The organism is Kitasatospora sp. NBC_00070 (assembly GCF_045041205.1).
Taxonomy (GTDB): Bacteria; Actinomycetota; Actinomycetes; order Streptomycetales; family Streptomycetaceae; genus Kitasatospora.
In genome coordinates this window covers 136,558-159,248 of the sequence record NZ_CP108248.1, presented here as the reverse complement: position 1 = coordinate 159,248, position 22,691 = coordinate 136,558, and the positions used below count along the sequence as shown (strand labels likewise).

The window sequence follows — 22,691 nt, the reverse complement described above, 5'->3', positions numbered from 1 at the left end:
TCCGCCGACGTACCCGAAGGCGGGCCGACCTTGTTCGGCAGTACCACTGAGTTGGCCGAGACTGCGGCCGCCACCGAGCCGAGCACGTCTTCGACGGCACCGACACCGAGGGGGGTGAGATGCCCTAGCCTCGATCTTGCATGACGGTTCGTCAGCTTGGCTGGCGGGCCGTTTCTGCTTGTCCGGGCGGGGTGTTTCCGCCGGTGGGCAGGCTTGTGACCCGGCTGTCGCGTCGGGTGGGCGCCGGGTTCCACGGTTCCGGATGTTGTCTGGTGTTCGTTGGGGTGGGGCGTTGTTGCTGGTCAGTCGGGGTCTGGCAGGGCGTGCAGGCGGGCGAACGCGCCTGTGATCACGTCGGTCCAGGGCCAGTGGCGGGCGAGGCGGAGGTAGCGGCGGCGGCCGGTGGTGACGAGCTGGGCGGCGGCGGAGAACAGCCGCAGCCGTAGGCGTTTGGGTTCCCAGCGGCGGGCGGTGCCGGTCAGGGCGAGCATGGGCATCCAGGCGAGCAGGTCGAGTGCGAGCTGGACGATCTCCAGCCAGATCTGGTTCTGCGCGAACCGGTGGAGGGGCAGGTTGCGCAGGCCGGTGTCGCGGGCGGCGCGGATGCGGTCCTCGGCGCGGGCCCGCTGACGGTGCCGCAGCTCCAGGCGGGCGATCGGGGCGTGGGTGGTGTTGGTGGCGAAGCAGGTCAGCCGCATTCCGTCGGCGTCGGTGAAGCGCAACTGCGCTCCGGGGTGCGGCCGTTCCTTGCGGACGATCAGCCGCATCCCCTTCGGCCAGCCCTTGAGGACGTCGCCGGCGAGTTCGGCGACCCAGGCGCCGTCGCGGACCTGCCCGTCCGGTTCGAGGGCCGGGGTCCAGGCCGGGGCCGGGATCTTCAGTACCGCCTGGTGGATGGCGTCGGTGATGGTCATCCCGACCGAGTAGGACAGCCATCGGCCGCGTGTGGTGAGCCAGTTGAGGAAGTCGTGGGTGCCGCCGGCGGAGTCGGTGCGGATCAGGGTGCGGCGTCCGCGCCGGTACTTCTTCGGTAGCTGGGCCAGTGCCGTCCGGGCCGCTTCGATGTGGTCTGCGGCCGTGTTGCTGCCGGCGTTCCCCGGCCGCAGCAGCCCGGCGACCGGCTCCCCGGACCCGTCCGGGCCGTGGTCGACGAACGCGAACAGCGGATGGTGGCCGAACGTCTTCTTCCAGGTCTTGGCCGCGTCCTGCTTTTCGGAGTGCGCGAGGACCAGCACTCCGTCGATGTCCACGGTCACCTCGCCGCCCGCGTCCGGGGCCGCCTCGCCGGCCAACCGCCAGGCCCGCTCGCGGACTTCGGCCCGCGCCCGCCGGATCGCCCCCAGTGCACGGGGCCCGGCCGCGGCGAGGGTGTCGACCAGACGGGAGACGGTCGGGTCGGAGGCCACCGGGCCGAACACGGCGGGCTCGGCCCGCAGCATCGCGACATCAGCCAGGCAGTCCCCGCCAAGGGCCACCGCGAGCGCGACATCCAGCAGGATCTTGCCGGGATCATGGACCGCACGCGCCTTGCGCCACGGCACCAGCGCCGTCGATATCGCCGCATCCAGCCCTGCCTTGCGGGCGGTCTCGACCAGCAGCACGGCGCCGGACTGCGAGACCACCCCGCGACCGTTGCCCTCGACGCGAACACGCGGATACGACCCGATACTGTTCACCTGAGAAGTGCTTCTTTCCATGCAGCTGACTGGACCCTAGACAAGTCCCATCGTTGCAGGTCAGGAGCACTTTTCTCTTTTCTGATCACCCGTCGGACAGTGCTCGCCGTGAAAGGCCGAGGCTAGTCGAAGGTGGTCAAGTAGCTCACCCGGGCTGACTGGTCGCTGACCAAGCGCGGCGTCTGCTCCTGGACCCGGATACGGCAATCACCGGTACCCGGCGGAGGTCATCTCGCCCTGTGTGGCTGTACTCCCGGTTCCCGCTGAGCTTCTGCGGCATCGGGGAGCTGATGCCCGAGCGCAGTGTGACCGTGTCGTGCGAGAGCGTGCGGCGCTGGCGCCTGAAGCTCGGCCGGGCTTTCCGAGGCGGCCGCCAGCGGCACAGGCCGGGACTCGCCACAGCGGTCATTACGTACCGTGAGCAACGGCAGGCTCCCATTCACGGGTGTCGCCGCTGGTCAGCGAGGTCGAGGCTGGTTCCGGGTATGAGGACAGCCGCCAGGATCATGGTGAGTTGTGACTCAGCATCAGTACGCGGCGGGTGCCGCGCCGACGATAGCGCATGCCCGGCATCGTGAGCTCTTCGAGGACCCCGTGGGTACTGTGGCCAGCGGGTTTCCCCGCTGGGGACGCGATCGACGTGCCGCCGGCTCGCCGATGGCGGCTGATGGAGCTGGAGGACGTCAACTGCTGGACCGCCGAGGTGATGGGCCACAGCGGCCCGCGCCTCCCGCGCCAGCTGGGATGACGAAGCGGTGCTGGACGCGGCCGCCGCCTGGGCGGTTGCCGCGCTGGACGACGGCGACGCGGTGCTGATCGCGGACGAGCCCGGCGACGCGAAGTCCTCCGCCGGTGCGGTCGGCGCGGCCCATCCGTGCTCCGGCTCGCTCGGCGGGAATGTGGCAGTGCCGTCTTCGGTCATTTCCTGCTGTGGATCTGGACTCCCAGTGGCTTCTCCCAGGATTTCAGGGTTGTGCGCTCCCCAGGGCTCAGCGCTTCCATGGAGTACAGCAGGGTGTCGCGCTTGGCGAACAAGACGGTCGTCACGGTCACGGTCAGGGTCCCGCGCGTCAAGGTGATGCGGGCGGTCTTGGCCAACTGGACGAGAGGCGGGAGGTCGTCCTCCCGTCCGAACCACACGTGGTTCCCGAAGATCCAGTAGACGAGCCCTTCCACGGGGGCCTTGGTCTTCTTCAGTTCCTGGATGGCGGCCTGCACCGCAACGCGGTTCGCGGCGGAGGTCAGGTCGCGTTGCGCCACACAGCGGCTCGCGAAATCTGAGAGGTCGCTCTTGGCCGAGATCTTCTGCTCCTTACCGGCCGGAGAGACGGGGCGGGCCGCAGAGACGGGGCGGGGCGGTGAGAAGCGGTCTGGAGCCAACGCGGAGAGGGCCTGCTCCAACGCCAGCTGTGCGGAGGGGGCGTAACCACTGCTGTAGGTGATGTCCGCTCGTGTGGCCAGGCTGACCGGCACGATCGAGAATTCGATCTGGCCCACCGAGTGCGCCAATTCTCCCCTGAACTTCGGCTTGACGACGGCGTCAGCCGACTCGGCCATCAGCCACAGGAATCCGAACGTGGGCACCTGCCAGAACTGCACGGTCTTTCCACCATCTTCTGGGGTCCGGCCCTCCAGGACATCGGCCAGGACCCGCTTGTTGTGCGCGGCGCTGTAGAAGCCAATGGCATCGTAATTGACCTTGCTCGTTACCTGCCCCAACAGGCCCGAGACGGTACTCCGGATCTTGTCGTGGCTGAGTTCCGGGAGGCTCCCCTTCCGGTGGACCGATACCGGTGTGTTGGTGGGGGCAAGGCCGGGGACGTCATGGGCCTCCGGCGCGTCGGTGTCGACCTCCAGGGGAGGGGGCTCGCACACTGAGTGGCGCGGCGTGCCTCCGGGGGTTCCCACAGGCGTCCCCCCAGGGGTCCCGCTGCGGAAGCTGCCGTCATGCAGGGACGATTCGGTCTCGACCCGGCTGTCCTCCGGATCGGCGAACATATAGTCCGCATCCGACGGACTGGTCGCGCTTCCGCCCGGGGCCGGGACTGTACTCGGCTGCCTACCCACATCCCGCTTACTGACGGGCCCCGGCTTCGGAGCCACCCGCGTCATCTCCGGGCCCGCGAGCGTCCGCCACTCAACCTCCTCAGCGGCTACGCCCGGCTCCCGCTTACTGACGGGCCCCGGCTTCGGATCCACCCGCGTCATCTCCGGGCCCGCGAGCGTCCGCCACTCAACCTCCTCAGCGGCTACGCCCGGCTCCCGCCCACTGACCGGCGCCGGCTTCGGATCCACCCGCGTCACCATCCGCGTCATCTCCGGGCCCGTCCTGGCGAGCGCACCGGCGATCGTCCGCCACTCAACCTCCTCAGCCGCCTCCTGCTCAGCCGACGACGGCTTCGGGACCACTGCCGTCACCGGCAGGGGATGCGGATGCTTTTCGGCGAATCTGGCGGCCAGCTTGGCCACAGCGGTCACCTGGCCGAACGACGCGCCGCACGAGGTGCAGGATGCGCCGCGCCTGAGGAGGCAGGCACCGTGTATCCCCGCGCCGCAACTGCTGCATGCCGCAGTCACAGGGTCCGTGCGGGTGCAGTTCGTAGCGGTGCAAGGCATGTGTGGTCACTCCTCAAACATGCTGGGCCGACCGGTTGTGCCGCACTGCGGCACAACCCGGAGCCGCGTGCCGCTGCCGGTGAGCGACATGGGCGGCACGTGGGTCCCTCGGTACTCCAGAATTCTCCAACCTCGCGCACGCGTTCCACGATGCTGCGGGTCATACGATCAGGAACCGGAGTCGGCCCGAAGCGTTGCCCGGGGCACGGCCTCCCGGAGGATTCTCCCCGCCGGGTCCGCCCTGTGGAAAGCAGACGAAATTACCCTAAATGGCTGTGGGTAAAACGTTTCCGCGACACGTAGTGACCCTTCGACAGGGCATCGGCCCTCCAACTGCAGCGGCACGGCAGTATGTTCCGTCCACAGGTATGCGGCCCGGCCGATCGGAGCCCTCACCGGGCCGCCCGGACGGCCGCTCCGGTACAGCAGGACACGCCCGGTTCGGGCGTCGATCCGAAGGAGGGTGTGAAGATGGCGGAGCTACCGGCAGGGAGCGGGCGCCTGCCCCACGGTGGATACCTCACCGAGCTCGTGAACGGCCTGGAGGATCTCGGCGCCGCGCCCCGAGTATGGTGGCTGGAGGGACAGGAAAGCCCCGGCGCCGATCCGGTCCTGGCCGCCGTCCTCGAATGGGCACCAGGCAGTCACAGCGCCCGGTGCCCGACGAGCGACCGCCGCTCCCTCACCGTGCGATGGCACTCGATCCGCGGCTGGTCCTACGAATGGACGCTCGGCACAGGGCCCGGCGCGATCACCGCCACGACCGCACTCGCGGGACCCGTCATCGGCGACCCCATTGCCGTCGCCGAAGCCCTCGTCAACGTCATGGACGGCGGCGCCCCCCAAGAGCCGCCACCCGACCGCTGGCCCGACGCCCGAGCCCTCGAAGCGGACATGCGGCTCTGGCACACCCGCCGCTGACCACCGCCTGGGGCCGGACAGGGTAGCCGGACGTGCCAAAGCCTGCCGCCCACGGCCTGCAGGCGACCTGCCGCCGCACGGGCAGCGTCAGCGGCGGCCCACTCCGATCCTGGCCGCTCGCACGATCAGGCGGTTGACCAACCGAAGCAGCAGCGGCCAGCCGCCAATCTCCGCGAGCAGTTTCTCCAGTACGTCGGCCGGCACGGCCCCCGGCTCCAGGTCCTGCAGCAGAACCCGCTCGGACTCCAACCCGCTCATCCGGTCGACCAGGATCGTCAGAGCGCCCGGCTGCTCGGCCAGCAACTGTGGCCCCGTGGAATCCGGCGCACCCGCAGCGTCATGCGACGGCCCCGCCTCACCGGCACCGAGGACATTCCAGGCGAACCGCCGAGACAGTCACCGAGCACCAACCGCTGACGAATCGAGGCCCGGACCCCGATGGCCAGAAGATCATTCACTCCGCCACCAACAACGTGACAACATCCCGAAATGGCAAGATCAAACCCCTTTGACAAAGACTCCATTGGAAGCGAAGTATTGATAGCAGTAGGCATTCTGGTCGGAGATACTCTTTCGGGCGGGGTCAGCCACCCAATCCCGCACGTCGGCAGGAGTACTCGATGCAGGCCAGTCTAGTATTGACCGGTCGACCCAGTGCGCCATCTCGTGCAGGATGCACCACTTCTGATCCTCCGGAGAGAGCTTGAAGAATTTATCGACAAGAAAGATTCCTTGATATTTTCCATCCTTCTGGGTGTATGCGAATATTTTCCCGGCGGCAGCGCCACTGGTGAGCTTTTCATTTCCCCCGCTGTCATATTTCTTTATGCACGAATCCGGAACGCTGCCCATCTTTTCAAAAGTTTGTGCAATCCTTCTGAGGGCCGCATAGTTCTCTCCGAACCACTCCTTGCACAGATCTCCATGACGATTGTTATCGTCTGCCATTCGATAGGTGGCCAGGGCTTTTATCGCCTCCTTCTTTGCGGATGAAAGAGCGGCTTCAATCATCGCCTTCTCGGCAGGAGAAAGATCGGCCTCAGTTATTTCCTCGACCTCTTTGACTGCGGCGGCTTTTTCCTCTTCTTCCTCTCTTGTCGCTTCCATTTTCTCTGCTTTTTTGCGCTCCCGTTGCAGTCTCGCTTGAAGATCCGCATTGCTCTCGGTGCTGTCGGAGAGAAAGTCAAGGAAGCCTAGGTCGTGATGGGTCGGTGAGGCCGATACTTGCCTGGCCAATTTCTCGGGCATCTTTGCTTCGGTCGCCGGCGTTGAACTTCCGCTCGCGTCTGTGCGGGTTGAATTCCGCCTGCCCGCCGATGGCTTACCCGATCCACTCCGTGTCTCTTGTCTCGGCCTCCCGCGTTCACTTAGGGGTCCGGAAGCCTGCCTGGCGATCGATGGCGGCACCGTGCCCGGCGAGTCTGACGTCTGCCTGATCATCGCAGGCTTACCCGCCCTGCCCTGAGAATCTGATTTACCTCTGACTATCCGTGGCGGCCCCCCTGACATGCCCGAGGGATCTGGTTTTATAAAGTTGGTCAGGATTGCACGTGCTTTGGGATTTTCTCGGAGAAACCTCTTTGTGGCTTCTACTACTGTTTCTGGCGTGACGGCGGCTGGGTCTCCGCCGCTTGATTTTTTTTTGGGCGGCATATCTGTAGGCCCTCCAGTCTTCAGTCTGTTCTCAAACTCTGCATCAATAGATCCCGAAGCTCGCCATCCGTCATATTCCTTGCTTGGGGCACCACCTTGAACAGTTCTTCGAGTGCAGCGCTTTCCTCTGGCAGACGTCCTTCTGTCAAGGCCTCGTATGACAAGGGGGCCTCAGGCTGTACTACAGCAGGCATCTTTCTTTCCCAGGCCCTCAAGAATCTTTGCCGATCCAGCCATCCGTCCTCTTGCCCGCTGGGCTCCACACTGCTGCTACCCGCGTCGTAGAAGGTTGGTTTGCCCATTTTCCAGCCCCACCACCAGGTGTTCTCCTTGGCGGTTCTCTTCCCTGGCTGAACCGCTTCTTCGAAGTGCCGTATCCGCTCTACGCTGGGAGATACCCGGATACCGGTAGGGACAGTGGCCGTGATAGCGGGCGTGCCCGGCGGGGTAGTGATCCAGGCCCCGTCCAGACCCTGCCGATATTCGAAGCTCCGTACACCTTCGGGGTCATTACAGCGGTAGTACCAGCCGGGATACCCGGGCAGGTCGATCGGAGGAGCCGGCGGGATGTCGCCCCATCGGGGGTCGTCAAGGGAAGGCCTCTCCAGCCCGCTCTCGAGAAACATCAGGATGTTTTCACTAGGATCCCACCGTGCCCAGTGCGTTGTGGCTGCGAAACCGACCGTCAGTTCGTTCCATCCCTCGATACCGAGCTCGTGTGGTCGGCACACCACTACCTTACTGAGCATGCGACCGAGCCACTCGCGTAGCTGCTGTTCGTTGGCCGCACGGTCCTCAGCAGACCCCTGTACAGCGTCCAGGAGCGCACCGAACTGTCGATATTCCTCCTCGGTCCAAGACGTTTCCCAGATGGCGTTCTGTCTCTGGAGCTCATCCTGATTGAGCCAGTCAGAACCGAGCCCGTATCGTTGCGCGATCAGTGCCCGCAAGAGTTGCCTGTCGAGTTCGTCAACCCCGCTCGGGGCAAGTGCTGCTTCGAGCCGTTCGAGCCTCACCCTGTCCAGCGGCATTGCAACCTCCAAGTACGTGACGGCGCCTGCCATGGACTCTGCAGGAGTACGCGGCGCGCCCCCATTGGGTTGTGCCCCCGCCGCAGGTCAGTGCTGCCAACCGGTCTACGTGGCCTGTTTGCCATGTCTGTCTCCATGGAGTTCTTTATCAGACCAAGGGCTTATCGTATGAGCGTCACACCTCGTGCTGTTCGGATCCGATCCTTTGGTGGCAGACATAGGGGCACGGATTCCTGCCTGGGAGTGTCAAAATCAACGGCTCTGTCGCGCATCCGGTGGTAACGAGACGTAACTGCCGTTGCTGAAGGTGATGGTCCCAGGTCGAGGGCCGTACGGCCGGGGCTGGTGGCCCCGGAAGCCGTGCGGTCCTCCGAGGTGGAGAGCCCCGTGAGGGGTGTGACGTCACGCGGAGGCCCGAAGCACGGCGACCTGCCACGATCCGCTCACCGACACCCGCCCGGCCTACCTGACACTCCGTCACCACCGGATGTGCGGCAGAGCCGTTCTTTTTACAGACCCGGACCGAATGTGAGGCTGAGCCGTGTTCCCTGGGGGTGGGCTGTTCCGGGGTTCTGTGGCGGGGGTGTTACTCCGGGTGGGTGGACAGTGTGGGGGAGGCGCTCTGTGTTCTGGGGGTCGGGAGGTGTGGACACCGCCACGCCTCCCGACCCCCAGGGGAGGGGGCTTTCCCCGTGATGTCCGAGGGTAGTGGTGTGGCTGGCTGGCGTGGGTGCCCTCTCGGGCGGTGTCGGTGTGGGGTGCGGCTGTGGTGGGGCGGCGTGCCACGCGTGGACGGTTGGTGTGTGGGGCGGCCCCCGGACGGGGGCCCGGGGGCCGTGGTGTCCGGGTGGTGGCGTGGTGTGTGTGCCATCACCCGGACACTCCGGTGGGGGTGCTGTCCAGCTCCTTGTCACCGGACAGTGATCTTCACGGCTGTCCGGGGGCCGGGGCAAGCACCCACGCCGGAAACGGGTCGACGGCTGGGTGGTACGTCAGGTCGCCAGCTGTGCCTCATCCCGGTGCCGGTGTCGCTGGAACACGTGTCGTTGGAATGCTGCTGAGCCCGCCGTTATCGCCGCGCCGGTGTCGCCGCGCCGCGCTGTTGTGCCACCAGCCTGGTCGCGGTGGTGCCCGGTCCCGCCGTCGGGGGCGTACCGCGGGGGTGTGGCAGGGCGGTCGGGTCCGTGGATGACCCGGTCCTGCCCTGTCAAGGGCAGGACCGGCGGCCGACCGGCGGCCGGCCCCTGGGGCTTCCCGCGGGAGCGGTCCCGTGCCGGGCTGCCGGCCGGGGGTGTCCTGGAGTAGCGTGCCTGGCCGTGGTGTGCCGTGGTGCCTGGCTGTGCTGCGCTGTGTGCGGGCGTGGGCAGCCGCCCGCTCCAGCCTCCAGGCCCTGTGCGCGCGGTGGGCTGGTGGCCGTGGTGGTCGTTTCGGTTCCGGTCCGTCGCCCGGGCTCGACCGCGTTCTGGCGGACGTCGCCAAGGTGCAGGAGGAATGGGCTGGTCGGCAGCTGGACATCCTCACGTCTCAGGCACTTGAGCCGATCCGCCGGATCACGGACGAGATCACCAAGAAGCAGATGTCATGGGCCGTTCCGCTGGAAGAGCTGGCCCGCAGGGCGTTGCTCCCGGAGATCAGCAGCCTTGCGGTGCCCCAATCCACTGGCCTGGAGAAGGTCTTCGCCGACATCGCACGCGTAGTGTCAGGTCCACAGAGCAGCTACTGGACGTCGATCCAGGTGGAGTCCTTCATCCGCCAGATCGATCGACATCCCCACCACGTCCGCCTTCCGGGCGGCGCTCGCGGAACTCTCTGATCTCGGCCGACTGCACATCGAGCTCACCGAACACTTCACCCACCAGGCGGTTCCCGAGCTGCCCGACCTCAGCGCCGAGCCCGTAGGCCACTGGCGGAACTACGTCCTGGACCTTCCCACCGGCGTCACCACCAGCCAGGCGGACACTGCGCTGGTATCCGGTCGGACGTCGCTCGGCATGGTGGCCGCCGAAGTGGTCACCACCCGGGACGAAGAGAGCGACCTGGTCGTCGTGGAGGAGCAGATCCTCGCGCCCTGGCAGCGTGGCAGACTGGAGGTCGTGGACGAGCTCTACGCCCGGCTGCGCGTTTTCGACCCCACAGTTCCCGAACTTCTGGACGGGGCCTGGGACGACGTTCAGCGGCGCGGCCCGGCGGCTGTCGACAAGGCAGTCCAGTGCATCATCGAAGCTCTGGACCGAACCCTGCGCAAGGCGGCACCGAACGAGGAAGTCAGCGCCTGGTTCTCCGGGGCGGGGCTTGACCGCGGGCTCTGGCCCGACCACCAGAAGCAGCCGTCGCACACCCTGCGGATTCGCTTTGTCCTGAGAAGGCGTTGTCTTTCCGAGAGTGACGGGTGTGTTTCCGCTGGTCAGGCATAGTGCCGGCGTCTTGGTGGCAGGGACGGGGTGTCGTGTCGTCTCTTCGGTGGAGGTGCCGGGTGCCGTCGGTGATGGGGCTGTTGGAGGAGCGCGAGCGTGCTGCTCGGCAGCGGGTGGAGGTTCTGCAGGCCGAGCTGCGGGAGGCGGAGGCCACGTGGGAGCGGTTCGTGATCGCGCGTCAGACGGTGGCCGAAGTCCTGGCGGACCCTCCCGCGGGCGAGGAGGTGCCGCCGGCCGGGGTGGCCGGTGAACGGCCTGCGCGGGTCGCCGGGGCGGTGCCCGGATCGGTGGTTCCCGTCTGGAGGGAAGGGCTCGCTCCCGACTCGTTGGCGCCGGACTACCAGCGGCTCGTGGCGGTCCTGGCCGATCGGGGCGGGGAGGCGATGGACTGTCGGCAGCTCGCGGCGGCCCTGGGTCTGGAGGTGGTCGCGGCGAAGGTGGAGGGAGTGCGGTCGAAGGTGAAGCGCCTGGCCGTGCGGGGCTGGCTGGTCGAGGAACGCCCGGGGATGTTCAGTCTGCCCGCCGGGCGAGTCGGCGGCTCATGACCATGCTCATCGACCACCGGATCATCGCCTCGGAGGTGTCGGTGCGGGTCTCGTAGTCGCGGGCCAGGCGGCGTGAGTGCATCAGCCACGCGAACGTCCGTTCCACCAGCCACCTTTTCGGCAGCACCACGAAGCCCGTGGCGTCGTCGGTACGTCTGACCACCGTCAGCGCGATCCGCAGGACATCGCGGGCGAGCTCGACCAGGCGTCCGGTGTAGCCGCCGTCGGCCCAGACCAGCGTGATGCGCCAGTGCCGCTCGCGCAGCCGCTCCAGCAGCGTGCCGCCAGCCTCGCGGTCGGTGACGCAGGCAGCGGTGACCATCACGACCAGCAGCAGCCCGAGGGTGTCCACCACGATGTGCCTCTTGCGGCCGTTCACCTTCTTCCCGCCGTCGAACCCCCGGCTGGCAGCCGGCACCGACGCGGCCCCTTTCACCGATTGGGAGTCGATGATCCCGGCGGTCGGCTCCGGATCGCGGCCCGCGGCCCGGCGGACCCGGTCGCGCAGCCGGTCGTGGAACTCGGCGACCAGGCCCTTGTCGCGCCAGCGCCGGAAGAAGGCGTAGACGCGGTCCCACGCGGGGAAGTCCGCGGGCACCGCCCGCCAGGCGATGCCGCCCGCGACCAGGTAGCGCACGGCGTCGACCAGTTGTCGGTGGCAGTAGCCCTCCGGCTGCCCGCCGCGGCCCTCCAGCCAGGCGGGCACCGGCATCGCGTCGCGCACGACCGCCCACTCCGCGTCGCTCATGTCCGAGGGGTACCTCGGACGCCTGTGCGGTCGATCCCCGGCATTCCCGAACCAATGAGCGAGACAATCACACGACAGGGGTGCGGAGTTGGACGGCAACGGCACGGACACGGAAAACTGCGGCACCAGGGGCCTCCTGTTGCTCGGCTGGACTCGATACCCACGAGCTGTACGGGAGGCCCCCCTTCCATGCCTGCCGACCAGAAGATCACCCGACCGAGTCAGCAGGATCGAACTCACGATCACCAAGCTCGATATAGCAACGGCTAGCCTCGATCTTGCATGACGGCTCGTCAGCTCGGCTGGCGGGCCGTTTCTGCTTGTCCGGGCTGGGTCTTCTGCCTATAGAAATACCGAGGGCCCGACTGGCGCGTCGGTTGGGCGCCGGGTTCCACGGTTCCGGATGTTGTCTGGTGTTCGTCGGGATGGGGTGATGTCGCTGGTCAGCCGGGGTCCGGCAGGGCGTGCAGGCGCTCGAAGGCACTGGTGATCGTGTCGGTCCAGGGCCAGTGGCGGGCCAGGCGGAGGTAGCGGCGGCGGCCGGTGGTGACGAGCTGGGCGGCGGCGGAGAACAGCCGCAGCCGCATGCGTTTGGGTTCCCATCGGCGGGCGGTGCCGGTCAGGGCGAGCATGGGCATCCAGGCGAGCAGGTCGAGTGCGAGCTGGACGATCTCCAGCCAGATCTGGTTCTGGGTGGCCTGGTGGAGGGGCAGGTTGCGCAGTCCGGTGTCGCGGGCGGCGCGGATGCGGTCCTCAGCGCGGGCCCGCTGGCGGTGCCGCAGCTCCAGCCGGGCGATCGGGGTGCCGGTGGAGTTGGTGGCGAAGCAGGTCAGGCGCATGCCGTCGGCGTCGGTGAAGCGCAACTGGGCTCCGGGGTGGGGCCGTTCCTTGCGGACGATGAGCCGCATCCCCTTCGGCCAGCCTTTGAGGACGTCGCCGGCGAGTTCGGCGACCCAGGCGCCGTCGCGGATCTCTCCGCCGGGTTCGACTGCGGGGGTCCAGGCAGAGGCCGGGATCTTCAGCACGGCCTGGTGGATGCCGCCGGTGATGGTCATCCCCACCGAGTAGGACAGCCACCGGCCGCGTGTGGTGAGCCAGTTCAGGAAGTCGTGGGTGCCGCCGGCGGAGTCGGTGCGGATCAGGGTTCGGCGTCCGCGCCGGTACTTCTTCGGTAGCTGGGCCAGTGCCGTCCGGGCCGCTTCGATGTGGTCGGCGGCCGTGTTGCTGCCGGCGTTCCCCGGCCTCAGCAGGCCCGCCACCGGTTCCCCGGACCCCTCGCGGCCGTGGTCGACGAACGCGAACAGCGGGTGGTGCCCGAACGTCTTCTTCCAGGTCTTGGCCGCGTCCTGCTTCTCGGAGTGCGCGAGGACCAGCACACCGTCGATGTCCACGACCACCTCGCCGCCCACGTGCGGGGCCGCCTCGCCGGCCAACCGCCAGGCCCGCTCGCGGACTTCGGCCCGCGCCCGCCGGATCGCCCCCAGTGCACGGGGCCCGGCCGCGGCGAGGGTGTCGACCAGGCGCGAGACGGTCGGGTCGGAGGCCACCGGGCCGAACACGGCGGGCTCGGCCCGCAGCATCGCGACATCAGCCAGGCAGTCCCCGCCAAGGGCCACAGCGAGCGCGACATCCAGCAGGACCTTGCCCGGGTCATGGACGGCCCGAGCCTTGCGCCACGGCACCAGCGCCGTCGATATCGCCGCGTCCAACCCTGCCTTGCGGGCGGTCTCGACCAGCAGCACGGCGCCGGACTGCGAGACCACCCCGCGGCCACCGCCCTCGACGCGAACACGCGGATACGACCCGGTACGCTTACTCACCTGGAAAGTGCCTCCGACCGGGGCGGGAACAGGGACCTAGACAATCCTCATTCTCGCTGGTCAGAGGCCCTTTCTGCTTTCCTGACCACCCGTCGGACAGCTGGCCTCATGAAAGCCCGAGGCTAGTGAGGACAGTCCACAAGGACGAGGCCAAGCTGGTGGCTGGCCTGGCCGACAGCCTGGTGGGTGCGTACGGGGTCCTTCGAGGCAGGGCGCAGGGCGTCAAGCACACCGGCCAGGGCGACATCACGGGCGTACGGCCCCTGCCGATGAGCGCCGAGAGCCTCCTGCGGATACTCTTCCTCACCTAGGAGAGCGGCACGACTGTCACCCGGAGAGGGCCGACGTACAAGTGCCGCAGGGTGGCGGCCTCCTCAACGTCCGGCGGAGACGGGACACGGGTGGCTACTCGGCCAGCGGGATTCCGCGCCAGGCGATGAGGTAGCGGCCCAAGGCGTCGGTCGGCTGCCAGGGAGCTTTTTCAATGGGCTCACGGATCGGGTGACGGGGGCGTGGTGGCAACCAGCGCCCGCGAACAAACGGTCACGCTGGTCAGGACGACCACCAACGACGGTCACTGCCTCACTCTGCCGGGCGGTACTTGAAAGAGCTCAGGGTGCCTTGACCAGCTCCCCGGCCTCGGTGCGGGCGAACGGCCGGACCGAGTGAGGCAGCCGCTGCCACTGCAGCGGCGCAAGAACTCCTGGAAGGTCCAGAAGATCGTGTCCGCGTGTACCAGGACTTCCCCCCCGCCCGGATCAACGAATCCGGGACCCTATCGTTTCGGGTCAATAGAAATCAGACCTTGCAGGAGCCCTGGGGCGGGTTCGGCGCGACTGCGAGCGCAAGTTACAGGTCAGTCCGAGTTACTGGAATTCTCTTGAATTTTCGATTAATTGAAGCCTGGATCCGATTCCTGCCATCAACGAGCATGTACTCGTACCCGCCCAGCCGAGATCCCTCGACGCGGATCGGTGGAATAGTTTCACCATATGTCATTCCAAACTCAAGTCTCCCCATTTTTGCACTCTCGACTTCTCCGATGCTATTGCCATGGGCGTCTATTGTGGAAATTTTATCGATTGGAACCAGTCTCACGTCCAGCCCGCTCTCAAAGTTATAGTAGTCCTGCTCCCTGTACTCAAAAGGATCCCCAATAACCGCCGGCTCCTGATCGCGGTCGACATAAATCCACCTTCCGGATTCATCGTCCCACCCTGCAATCCTGCCGGTTGCGTAGACAAAGATTCCTTTTTCGCCCTCGCTGAAATGCAGAGCAAACTCGGACTCCGTCACGATTCTGTACTTCGCCGTGGGGGCCTTTGTGATTTTCTTTTCTTCCATGTGAGGTTTCTGGGTGGCCGCAGCCGGAACGCTGGCAGGGGCAGGGGCAGGGGCAGGGGCAGGGGCAGGGGCAGGGGCAGGGGCAGGGGCAGGGGCAGGGGCAGTCGGCGGGTCGGTGGTTGTTGCAGTGCCGGTTCCCTCGCGTCGCCGGCGTTGCGTCGCCTGGGTGGTCGCGCTTGGGTCGGTGCCCTGCTTCTCCTCCGTGTCCTCGCGCTGCCGACGTCTGCCACTGGCGGCCGCCGGGACGATTCGTCCTGTGGTAATGGTGTAGTCGCGGGTGATGAGTGCGTTGATTCGGGCCGCGCCGGGGACGATAGGGTCCGTGCCGCCGGTGTCCTGCTGGCTCATGAGTGTGCTCCAGGCGCTGCTTCTCCGGCGGTCATCGTGACGAAGGAATCGCGGATCAGCCGGGCGAGCTGCTGCGGGTCCTTCCTCAGGTAGTCCGGGATCTCGGGGGATTTGAGGTACCGCATGGTGACCTTCTCGATGAAGGCTCGGGAGCGGGTCTGCCAGTACATGTAGGGCTGCCAGCCGCCTTCGCCGGTGCCGTCGGGCTGACTGTTGTAGACGTATCCGCCATTGTGGTGAGCGTAGAACTCGGTGCCGGGGACGGTGGTCCCCTCGTTGGGCAGGCCGCGCAGGGCGCTTCCCGCAGTTGTGGCTTTGAGTTGGTCGGCGGCGAAGTGGTCTTCCCAGGTCAGCCACTCGTGGGCGTTCGCTGTCGCGGCGTACAGGTACTGCTTGCGCCGCGCGTCCCACCGGTAGAACCGGGTCCCCTCGGGGTGGCCCAGCGCGAAGCCGGGGTTCAGGATGCCCTCGGGATGGGCGGCCTCGCCTTGCTGCCACAGGTCCACCAACAGCCCCAGGTCTCTGTAGGCGGCGTCCAGTCCTTCGGCGTGGTCCGGCCCGGACCCCTGGTACCAGCGCAGCAGCGCGTCCCACAACGCGAGCTGTCTCTGGCCCTCTTCGCCGCCTTCCTGGGGGACCCACTCGGCCAGCGCCCGCTTGGCGACCTCGGGGCTGAGGTCGGGCCAGTCCTCGAAGTCGTCGAACACCAGCGCCGCGAATCTTGTGTTCAGCTCGTTTCGCGCGTCCGCGGAGAGCGCCCGCGGATCACTCTCGTCCTTGATACGTTCCAGGAGATGACGGAACACCTCCAGGTAGACCTCGAGCTGCTCTTTCATCGGCCAATCACCCCTCACGCTGTCATCGAAACCCCTGACCGCAGCCATGGCACATCGCGCCCGGGGCTCCTTCAAGGCTCCCCAGCCGGCCGGATCCAGTGAATAACCTGAAGGGCACAGAACCGGACCACATCTCAGACCCCACCGAAAGCCCGCATGTTCCCGTGGGCCGCTCACGCCACCGAGAACACCGCCGACGGCTCCACCGCCACCGTCACCGCCCGCGCGGCCATCACCGGCCACCGCCACCGCGCCACCGCGATCTCCGGGCAGCCGGCGATGCCGAGGTGCTCCAGGCCGTGGCCATCCCCCGCGCCCGACAGTCACCGCCTGTGCCGCGCGCAGACCCGCTGCCGCCTCTTGCGGTACCGCGTGGCAGCCACATCCCGACCACTGCGCCCAGCCGTGCACAGCCGGCACGCGTACGCGACCGGACCGTGCACCGCCCCACCCACCTGCCACCGACCCTGAGACCGCCCGCCCGACGACACTCCAGCGAGTGCCTCTGGCCCGGCCGGCCGGCCGAGCGGGCAGGGCCCGCTCCAGGCTGCGCCGGTCAGTGCGGCACACCGCGACCATCAGCTCCTGGCCAGCAGGGTCCAGGAGGACCTCGGCGTCGGGGCGGATCCCACCGACGCAGGGGGAGCACGGTGGCTGGTTCTTCCACTCCCACGATGCCCGCAACTGGGCCCGCCTGACCGCCCACACAGCCCTCCAACGCACCGGCCGCGCCCGCGTCGACCAAGAGTCCTCCGATGGGCCTTCAGCCGCCTCGCCCCAACCGGCTGAAAATCAAACAAGGGCGCTTCAATCCACGCGCTCTTGTTCGATTCCTACCCGGCTGCCACCGCCCACTCGATGCCGTGTGCGGCGAGTTGTGCGAGTTGATCGGGCGTCAGCTTGGCGCGGCGGGCTTTGGAGTTGTTGAGCCAGACCCCGAGGGGGAACTCGACCAGCTCGACGGACGCCTCTCCGCCGGGCCCGGTCGTGATGGTCTCCAGCGGTTCCTTGTGAGGCCGGCGCACGCCCGCGTGCTGCTCCCGTTCCACGAACAGGCGCAGCGCCGTGATGCCCTGCTGGAACCGGTCGGTCTGTGACACCTTCGGCTTCGCCTCGGCCGCGGCCTTCGCGGCGACCAGTTCGGGGTCGGCGTCGATGCCGATCGCCGCCAGCAGTTCCTGCTGCTCGGCCTCCAGGCCGGGGTGGCCGGCCCGCTGCGCTTGGACCCACCGGCCGAGCTGTTCGCCCTCGAACACCGTCGCCTCGGGCAGCTGCGCCCAGTCGACGTGGCCGTCGGACTCCAGCCACCACGACCTGGCGGCCGCGTAGGCGCGCTGCCAGGTGACCGGCCACACCGGGCACCACCACGGGTCGATCTCCTCCAGCAGGCGTCGCCGCCCCGCCGCCAGCGCCCCCGCCTCCCCGTCCGGGACCTGCGCCGCAGCCCGGAGCTCGGCCAGCCAGGTGCCGATGGAGTACCCGCCGACAGAGGCCCTGGCCGGTGCCGCCAAGCTCCCGCCGTGGTCCTTCGCCCACACCAGCGCCCAGGACAGGCCGGCCTCGAACCGGGCGTCGGAGACGGACCAGATCATGCCGAACCCGTCGAGCTGCGCCATCCTCCACGTCGCAAGTTCACCTGCCGCGTTCTCCACCCGGCGGTCAGACAACCACCGCCCCAACGGGTAATTCCCCATCTCCCCGACAAGCACCGCATACGGCACATCCAGGTGCCCATGCTCCTTGTACCAGTTCCGTACGTGGCCGATCGCCTCACGCCACAGCTGCGTCTCGCTCTTCAAAACCCGCGACGCGATGAACAACGCCAGGACGTCGTCCCCGGGATCGGACTCGAACCGCACCGGCAGCGTGAACGCCCCCGCACCACCGGCACCCGCACCACCGGCACCCACGCCGCTGCCACCATGCCCCTCACCAGGAGCATAAGCCGCCTCAGCGCTGCGTCCGGTGGTCCGCTGGCCGCTCTTCTGCGGCACCGCCAGCGCTTCGACCATGCGTTCGTCGTGCGAGCGCAGCGCGGTCAGCACCTTCACCAGCGGCCCGTACGAGTCGGACTCCAGAATGTTCCCGGGCTTCTCCCCGGACCTGAGGAAGACGGGCACGATAAGGCTCGCCGTTTTCTTCTCGCCGGGTTTGATCCGAAGGGCCCGGCCGACGGCCTGGACGATATCGACCATGCTGCCACGGCCGAGAATCAGAACCGAATCTGCATTCGGGATATCGACACCTTCGCCGAGGATCTTGCACTGGGAGATCACCCGGTAGGCCAGACCGTCGTCCTCCTCGGCCAGCCCGAACTCCCCGATGACCTCCTCGCGGAATTCCATCCCGTGCTCTCCGGAGAGCCACTGCGCCCAGACCTCCTCCGGGTATTTCTCCGGATCCTGGCCGTGAAGCCGCTCGGCCGTCTGGTTCAGCGTCTCGCTGAAATACCTGGCCTCCAACGTGCGGTTGTGGAAGGTGATGGTGCGCTCCAACCCCCGCTCGGCAGCCACCTTGAGCAGCCCCGCCTGCATCGCCGCGAGCTGCCCGGCCGGCACCTCGTCCTCACTCCCGTCCACCGCCTCACCCACACCCGCACCCCACGGCACCGGCTGCACCTCGGCCTTGCCCGGGTCCGAGCGCGGATCTCGAAGCTCCAGCACCACCACCTCGAACGGGGCGAGCAGCGACTTCTCCACCGCCTCGGCCAGCCCCATCGAGAACACCTGCGGCCCGAAAACCCGCACGTCGTCCATCGACACCGCCAGCTCCTCCGGCAGCGGCTGGTACGCCCCCTCGCGGCCCGCGGAGGCCTTGAGGGCCTTGCCGGGCGGCGCCCAGATCCGCGGCGTGGCGGTCATGTAGCACCTGCGCGCGGCCGGGATCTCCGCCTGGTCGTGCACCACCGTCCAGCGCTTCTCCACGCTCCCAGAGGAGCGGTGCGCCTCGTCGCAGACCATCAGGTCCAGCGGCGCCAACACCTCACCCTGGGTTTTCGGCCAGTAGTAGCAGGCCTCCGCCACGGCGTTCACCGAGGCGTAGGTGGCGAACAGGGTCAGGGGCCGCCGGCCCTTGCGCGCCTCGGAGATCCAGCTCCCGACGACCAGACCGTTGGTGGAGGCCAGCACCCCGGAAGGGAGCTCGTCCTGGACCAGCGAGCACACCGCCCGCATCTCCCCGCTCCGGCCCGCCACCCGCCACGACCCGATCATCTGAGTCAGCAGGTTCAAGGTCGGCACCACCACCAAGACCACACCGCGGGGCGCCAGCCGCTGCGCCGCGAACGCGCCCACGTAACTCTTCCCGGTGCCCGTGGCCATCTGCACCGTCACCCGCAGACCACCCGGGGCCAACTGCCCCGGCCGCGGCGTCAGACCCCGCACGATCGCGGCCAGGGCCTCTTCCTGGTGGGCACGCAGCCTTACGGGACGGGAAGGGACGGCGTGGTGACGGGGCATCAGGTTTGAGAGGAGGGAATCCACGAGGAGTGATTCTCCCGCACTGGCCGCCGCCTGGATCCTCGCCATGGCCACCACCCACCTGACGGTGCTGCGCGCCCGCCTGCTGGACCGGCGCCGCCTTCAGGACCTGCTCGATCTTCGCTCCCGCACCGGCGTGCGCCTGGCCCTGGTGTGCCACTGCGGCATGGTCCCGGCCCTGGTGGAGCGGATGCTCGCCCCCGCCGGCTATCGCCTTGCGCAGGCCAGCGCCGTGCTGCCCGGCGGGCAGGAGCCTTCCGTGTCCCAGCTGCCGCCCTACCGGCCGCTCGCAGGGCGCTGGCTTCCTCTGTCGGCGCTGACGACCCTGGTCGCGCTCGACGGCCGTGAGCGGCGCTGCCGCTGCACCGCGCCCACCGCCCCGGGCCTGCGGCGTCCACCCGCCGCAGATGCGCGCTTCGGTGGCCGAGGAGATCGCCCACCGACTCCACGCGGCCACCGCCCACCCGTACCTGGCCGCCGAGTTGGCCACCGCGGTCTTCACCGCCGCCTCCACCACTCAACTGGCCACCGCCCACCTGAGCGACCTGACCCCCGCAGCCACCGCGATCACCCTCCACGACCCGGGCCGGCTGCGGCAAGGCTGCCTGACCCACCCGGTGCCCTCCTGGGCCCGCCCCTTCCTGTTGGCCGCCGCGTACCTGCGCAGCATCGCCGCCGTACCTGGCGAGCCGCTGTTCACCCCGCCCTTCCCAGCCAGTGGCCTGCCTGCGGTCACCCGCTTCGCCGAGGCCTGCACACTGCGCCCGCCTCAGCCGCGCCAGTCCCGCCCAGCCGTGGGACGCGACGAGCTCCTTCGCGCCGATCCCGCCGCGATGCCGGCCCATCACCCGGGCGGTCTTGCCCGCCCACAGCTCGGCCGCAACGAACAGACGCTGCCGGTACTGCTCCACCAGTTCACTGCGATGGTCCTGCGAACACGCCGTCGCCAGTCGCCGGCCGTCCATCCGCGCGTCGTGGGCATGGACGACCGAGGAGTCCGGCACCAAGGCGTACAGCTCCGACCCGCCCGGGATCTCCTGCCCGCACAGATCACACAGCCCGGCAGCACAACACCATCGTCATCGCTCGCGCCCCCATGTCTACCCTGCGCGGGCCCCGCCGCCGGTCCTGACACCAGCGGCCGGTGCTGCCGCACAATGCTCTGGGAGCAGACCAAAGCCCGCCGCGGGTCTACTCTGCGGAGTGCCGGGCTTCGGTGACGATTCCGTACAAGCCTGGGCCCACCTTGTGCGAAGCTTTCGTGCCGCTCACGACGCTTCCTCGGCGCTAGGGTGGGGGCAGGCTACAGGTCAGCGATCATGGGCCGATCAGGCGAGAGGGCAGCATGGGAGCCAGTCCGGTCTCAACAGTATGTTTGCGCGGTGGTCGGTGATGGTGAGTGAACAGATGACCGGGCTGCTGCAAGACCTGTACAAAGACCCCTGGATGGATGCTGTGGCCGGGAGCGTCGTGATCTTGGGAGTCGACGGTCTGGCAGTGTCCGTCCTGGACCGGAACCAGGTCAGCGAGGTCCTGTGGTGCTCAGGCGATCTCAGCAGCACCTTTGAGGACCTGCAGTTCACCGTCGGGCAAGGGCCGGGCCCCGATGCGGCCCGCACCGGTGGGATCATCCTGGTCACTGATCTGGGAGTCACCCCGCCCGAGCGATGGTCCGCCCTGGTCTCCGAGATGTCGGCGCTGTCACCGGTGCGGGCGGTGTTCGCCTTCCCACTGGGAATCGGCGCTGTGACGCTGGGTGTGCTCACCGCCGTGCGCCGCACCCCAGGTCCGCTGAGCGAGCAACAAGCCGATGACGCCGTGATCCTGGCCGCCACCTTGACCGCGCGGTTCCTGCACGGCGACGCGCAGCACACGAGGGGCGCCGCGATCCTGCAGCCCACGGACAGCCTGCACCGCGCGGTGGTCCATCAAGCCACCGGCATGCTCAGCGTCCAGCTCAGCCTGCCCCTACCGCAGACCATGATGAGGCTGCGCGCCCACGCCTACGCCACCGGCCGCCCCCTGACCGAGGTCGCCCAAGACATCGTCGCCCGGCGGCTGCGCCTGGACGACGACGGGGACCGGCCCGTTCCCCACGCAGACAAGGACTGATTGCCATGGCCATGCCCCGTGAGCAGCACGTAACCGAGGCATTCGTGGAGGTCGCGGACTCCCTGACAGGCGAGTTCGACGTGATCGAGCTCCTGCACCGGCTGTCGGTGCACTGCGTTGGGCTTCTGAACGTCTCGGCGGCCGGTGTCCTGCTGGCCGACCAGCACGACGAGCTGCAGCTGATCGCCGCCTCCGACGAGAACACCCGCCTGCTGGAACTGTTCGCCCTGCAGCACTCCCAGGGCCCCTGCGTGGAGTGCTACACCACCGGGCAGCAGCGCACCGACATCGACCTCACCAGCCCTACGGTCACCGAAGCCTGGCCGCTGTTCGCTGCCAGCGCCCGCGATACCGGTTTCAAGGTCACCCACGCCATCCCGCTGAGGCTGCACCGCCGGGTCATCGGCGCCCTGAACCTGTTCCAGACACGGACAGGTTCCATCAGCGAAGAAGACGTCATCCTCGCTCAGGCGATCGCCGATATCGCCACCATCACCATCGTGCGGCAGCGCACCCTGGACCAGAGCCAGCTCGAACGCGTACAACTTCAGCAAGCGCTGAACAGCAGGATCGTAGTGGAGCAGGTCAAGGGCCTGCTCGCGGAGCGCTGGCAGTGCCCGGTAGACGAGGCCTTCACCGCGCTGCGCAGCTACGCCCGCTCGCAGCATCTGCTCCTGGCCGACCTCGGCCGCCAGATCATCGCCGGACAGATCGCCACCGACCAGATTCCACGGTGAAGCGGGCTGTGTCTTGCTCGCCTCATCCCCGGGGCAGGAAGGCATCTGATGAGCGACGCGATCGTCTCCCTTGAGGCGGCCGAGGCTCGGTGGCTGAGGTGTCAGCGGATCTGTTGGAGCAGCTGGTGCATGGCGTCATCGGCTGGGGCCCGCTCGCGGGGGCCGCAGCTGACCGGCGGCGGCTTGCTGAAGCTGTCGGCCAAGCGAGCCCCGGGCTGGGACCACCTGAAGCACCATCAGCCGGCCTGGGCAGCGGCCACCGGATGCACAGCGGCCCCTCGCCGGACGAAACGCAGTAGCCTGAAGGTCCTGGTGTCCCAGCCCCCGACGCCGCGCCCATGTCGACCCCCGGTCGGCACCCGCACTCGGGGAGCAACCGTGAACCCATTCCTCCGGGCGGATGTAGCTCAT

At 68.0% G+C, this 22,691-nt stretch carries 18 protein-coding genes; 8 read left to right on the top strand and 10 right to left on the bottom strand.

The genetic code is table 11. The features are described from left to right. Positions 1 to 302: 302 nt before the first annotated feature. Together OHV05_RS35745 and OHV05_RS35740 are read right to left on the bottom strand one after the other, a co-directional pair. The gene (locus OHV05_RS35745; RefSeq protein WP_331730154.1) at positions 303 to 1,697 is read right to left on the bottom strand and encodes an IS1380 family transposase; all 1,395 of its coding nucleotides are present in this window, start codon (positions 1,695 to 1,697) and stop codon (positions 303 to 305) included. Between the two features lie 897 nt (positions 1,698 to 2,594). Beyond that, entirely contained in the window at positions 2,595 to 4,145 is a 1,551-nt protein-coding gene (locus OHV05_RS35740; protein ID WP_331730152.1) for a hypothetical protein, read from the bottom strand. A gap of 618 nt (positions 4,146 to 4,763) precedes the next feature. On the opposite strand from OHV05_RS35740, the gene OHV05_RS35735 reads away from it, so the two are divergent. Next, positions 4,764 to 5,213, top strand: coding sequence for a hypothetical protein (locus OHV05_RS35735; protein ID WP_331730150.1), 450 nt, complete (start codon positions 4,764 to 4,766; stop codon positions 5,211 to 5,213). Between the two features lie 87 nt (positions 5,214 to 5,300). On the opposite strand, the gene OHV05_RS35730 is transcribed toward OHV05_RS35735, so the two are convergent. From OHV05_RS35730 to OHV05_RS35720, 3 genes are all read right to left on the bottom strand, one after another. After that, a complete protein-coding gene (locus OHV05_RS35730; protein ID WP_331730148.1) occupies positions 5,301 to 5,516 on the bottom strand; it encodes a hypothetical protein in 216 nt (71 codons plus the stop codon). Positions 5,517 to 5,711: 195 nt separating this feature from the next. Then, positions 5,712 to 6,461: a hypothetical protein gene (locus OHV05_RS35725; RefSeq protein WP_331730146.1), complete on the bottom strand. Its 750-nt coding sequence runs from the start codon at positions 6,459 to 6,461 to the stop codon at positions 5,712 to 5,714. 425 nt (positions 6,462 to 6,886) lie between these two features. Then, complete coding sequence (locus OHV05_RS35720; RefSeq protein WP_331730143.1) at positions 6,887 to 7,930, bottom strand: hypothetical protein; 1,044 nt, start codon at positions 7,928 to 7,930, stop codon at positions 6,887 to 6,889. Between the two features lie 1,306 nt (positions 7,931 to 9,236). On the opposite strand from OHV05_RS35720, the gene OHV05_RS35715 reads away from it, so the two are divergent. The 3 genes from OHV05_RS35715 to OHV05_RS35705 all read left to right on the top strand — a co-directional run bounded on the left by OHV05_RS35715 (position 9,237) and on the right by OHV05_RS35705 (position 10,856). Continuing rightward, positions 9,237 to 9,710 carry a hypothetical protein gene (locus OHV05_RS35715; protein ID WP_331730141.1) on the top strand — a complete coding sequence of 158 codons (474 nt, stop codon included), beginning with the start codon at positions 9,237 to 9,239 and terminating at the stop codon, positions 9,708 to 9,710. A gap of 178 nt (positions 9,711 to 9,888) precedes the next feature. Continuing rightward, entirely contained in the window at positions 9,889 to 10,311 is a 423-nt protein-coding gene (locus OHV05_RS35710) for a hypothetical protein (protein ID WP_331730138.1), read from the top strand. Between the two features lie 59 nt (positions 10,312 to 10,370). Then, the gene (locus tag OHV05_RS35705; protein ID WP_331730135.1) at positions 10,371 to 10,856 is read left to right on the top strand and encodes a hypothetical protein; all 486 of its coding nucleotides are present in this window, start codon (positions 10,371 to 10,373) and stop codon (positions 10,854 to 10,856) included. On the opposite strand, the gene OHV05_RS35700 is transcribed toward OHV05_RS35705, so the two are convergent. Then, entirely contained in the window at positions 10,822 to 11,604 is a 783-nt protein-coding gene (locus tag OHV05_RS35700; protein WP_331730133.1) for an IS5 family transposase, read from the bottom strand. The genes OHV05_RS35705 and OHV05_RS35700 overlap by 35 nt on opposite strands. Before the next feature lie 443 nt (positions 11,605 to 12,047). Beyond that, on the bottom strand, positions 12,048 to 13,424 hold the full coding sequence (locus OHV05_RS35695) for an IS1380 family transposase (protein WP_331730131.1): 1,377 nt from the start codon (positions 13,422 to 13,424) through the stop codon (positions 12,048 to 12,050). A gap of 125 nt (positions 13,425 to 13,549) precedes the next feature. On the opposite strand from OHV05_RS35695, the gene OHV05_RS35690 reads away from it, so the two are divergent. Then, positions 13,550 to 13,735, top strand: a complete 186-nt coding sequence (locus OHV05_RS35690; RefSeq protein ID WP_331730129.1) for a hypothetical protein — start codon at positions 13,550 to 13,552, stop codon at positions 13,733 to 13,735. Between the two features lie 538 nt (positions 13,736 to 14,273). Here OHV05_RS35690 and OHV05_RS35685 read toward each other — a convergent pair. The 3 genes from OHV05_RS35685 to OHV05_RS35675 form a co-directional block, all read right to left on the bottom strand. Further along, on the bottom strand, positions 14,274 to 14,768 hold the full coding sequence (locus OHV05_RS35685) for a hypothetical protein (RefSeq protein ID WP_331730127.1): 495 nt from the start codon (positions 14,766 to 14,768) through the stop codon (positions 14,274 to 14,276). A gap of 344 nt (positions 14,769 to 15,112) precedes the next feature. Next, positions 15,113 to 15,952, bottom strand: a complete 840-nt coding sequence (locus OHV05_RS35680) for a hypothetical protein (protein ID WP_331730125.1) — start codon at positions 15,950 to 15,952, stop codon at positions 15,113 to 15,115. A gap of 833 nt (positions 15,953 to 16,785) precedes the next feature. Continuing rightward, the gene (locus OHV05_RS35675) at positions 16,786 to 19,479 is read right to left on the bottom strand and encodes a Helicase associated domain protein (RefSeq protein ID WP_331730120.1); all 2,694 of its coding nucleotides are present in this window, start codon (positions 19,477 to 19,479) and stop codon (positions 16,786 to 16,788) included. Positions 19,480 to 19,838: 359 nt separating this feature from the next. On the opposite strand from OHV05_RS35675, the gene OHV05_RS35670 reads away from it, so the two are divergent. From OHV05_RS35670 to OHV05_RS35660, 3 genes are all read left to right on the top strand, one after another. Continuing rightward, entirely contained in the window at positions 19,839 to 20,651 is an 813-nt protein-coding gene (locus OHV05_RS35670) for a hypothetical protein (protein WP_331730118.1), read from the top strand. A gap of 187 nt (positions 20,652 to 20,838) precedes the next feature. Then, the gene (locus OHV05_RS35665) at positions 20,839 to 21,543 is read left to right on the top strand and encodes an ANTAR domain-containing protein (RefSeq protein WP_405021626.1); all 705 of its coding nucleotides are present in this window, start codon (positions 20,839 to 20,841) and stop codon (positions 21,541 to 21,543) included. 5 nt (positions 21,544 to 21,548) lie between these two features. Then, on the top strand, positions 21,549 to 22,280 hold the full coding sequence (locus OHV05_RS35660) for a GAF and ANTAR domain-containing protein (RefSeq protein WP_331730114.1): 732 nt from the start codon (positions 21,549 to 21,551) through the stop codon (positions 22,278 to 22,280). Positions 22,281 to 22,691 lie beyond the last annotated feature (411 nt).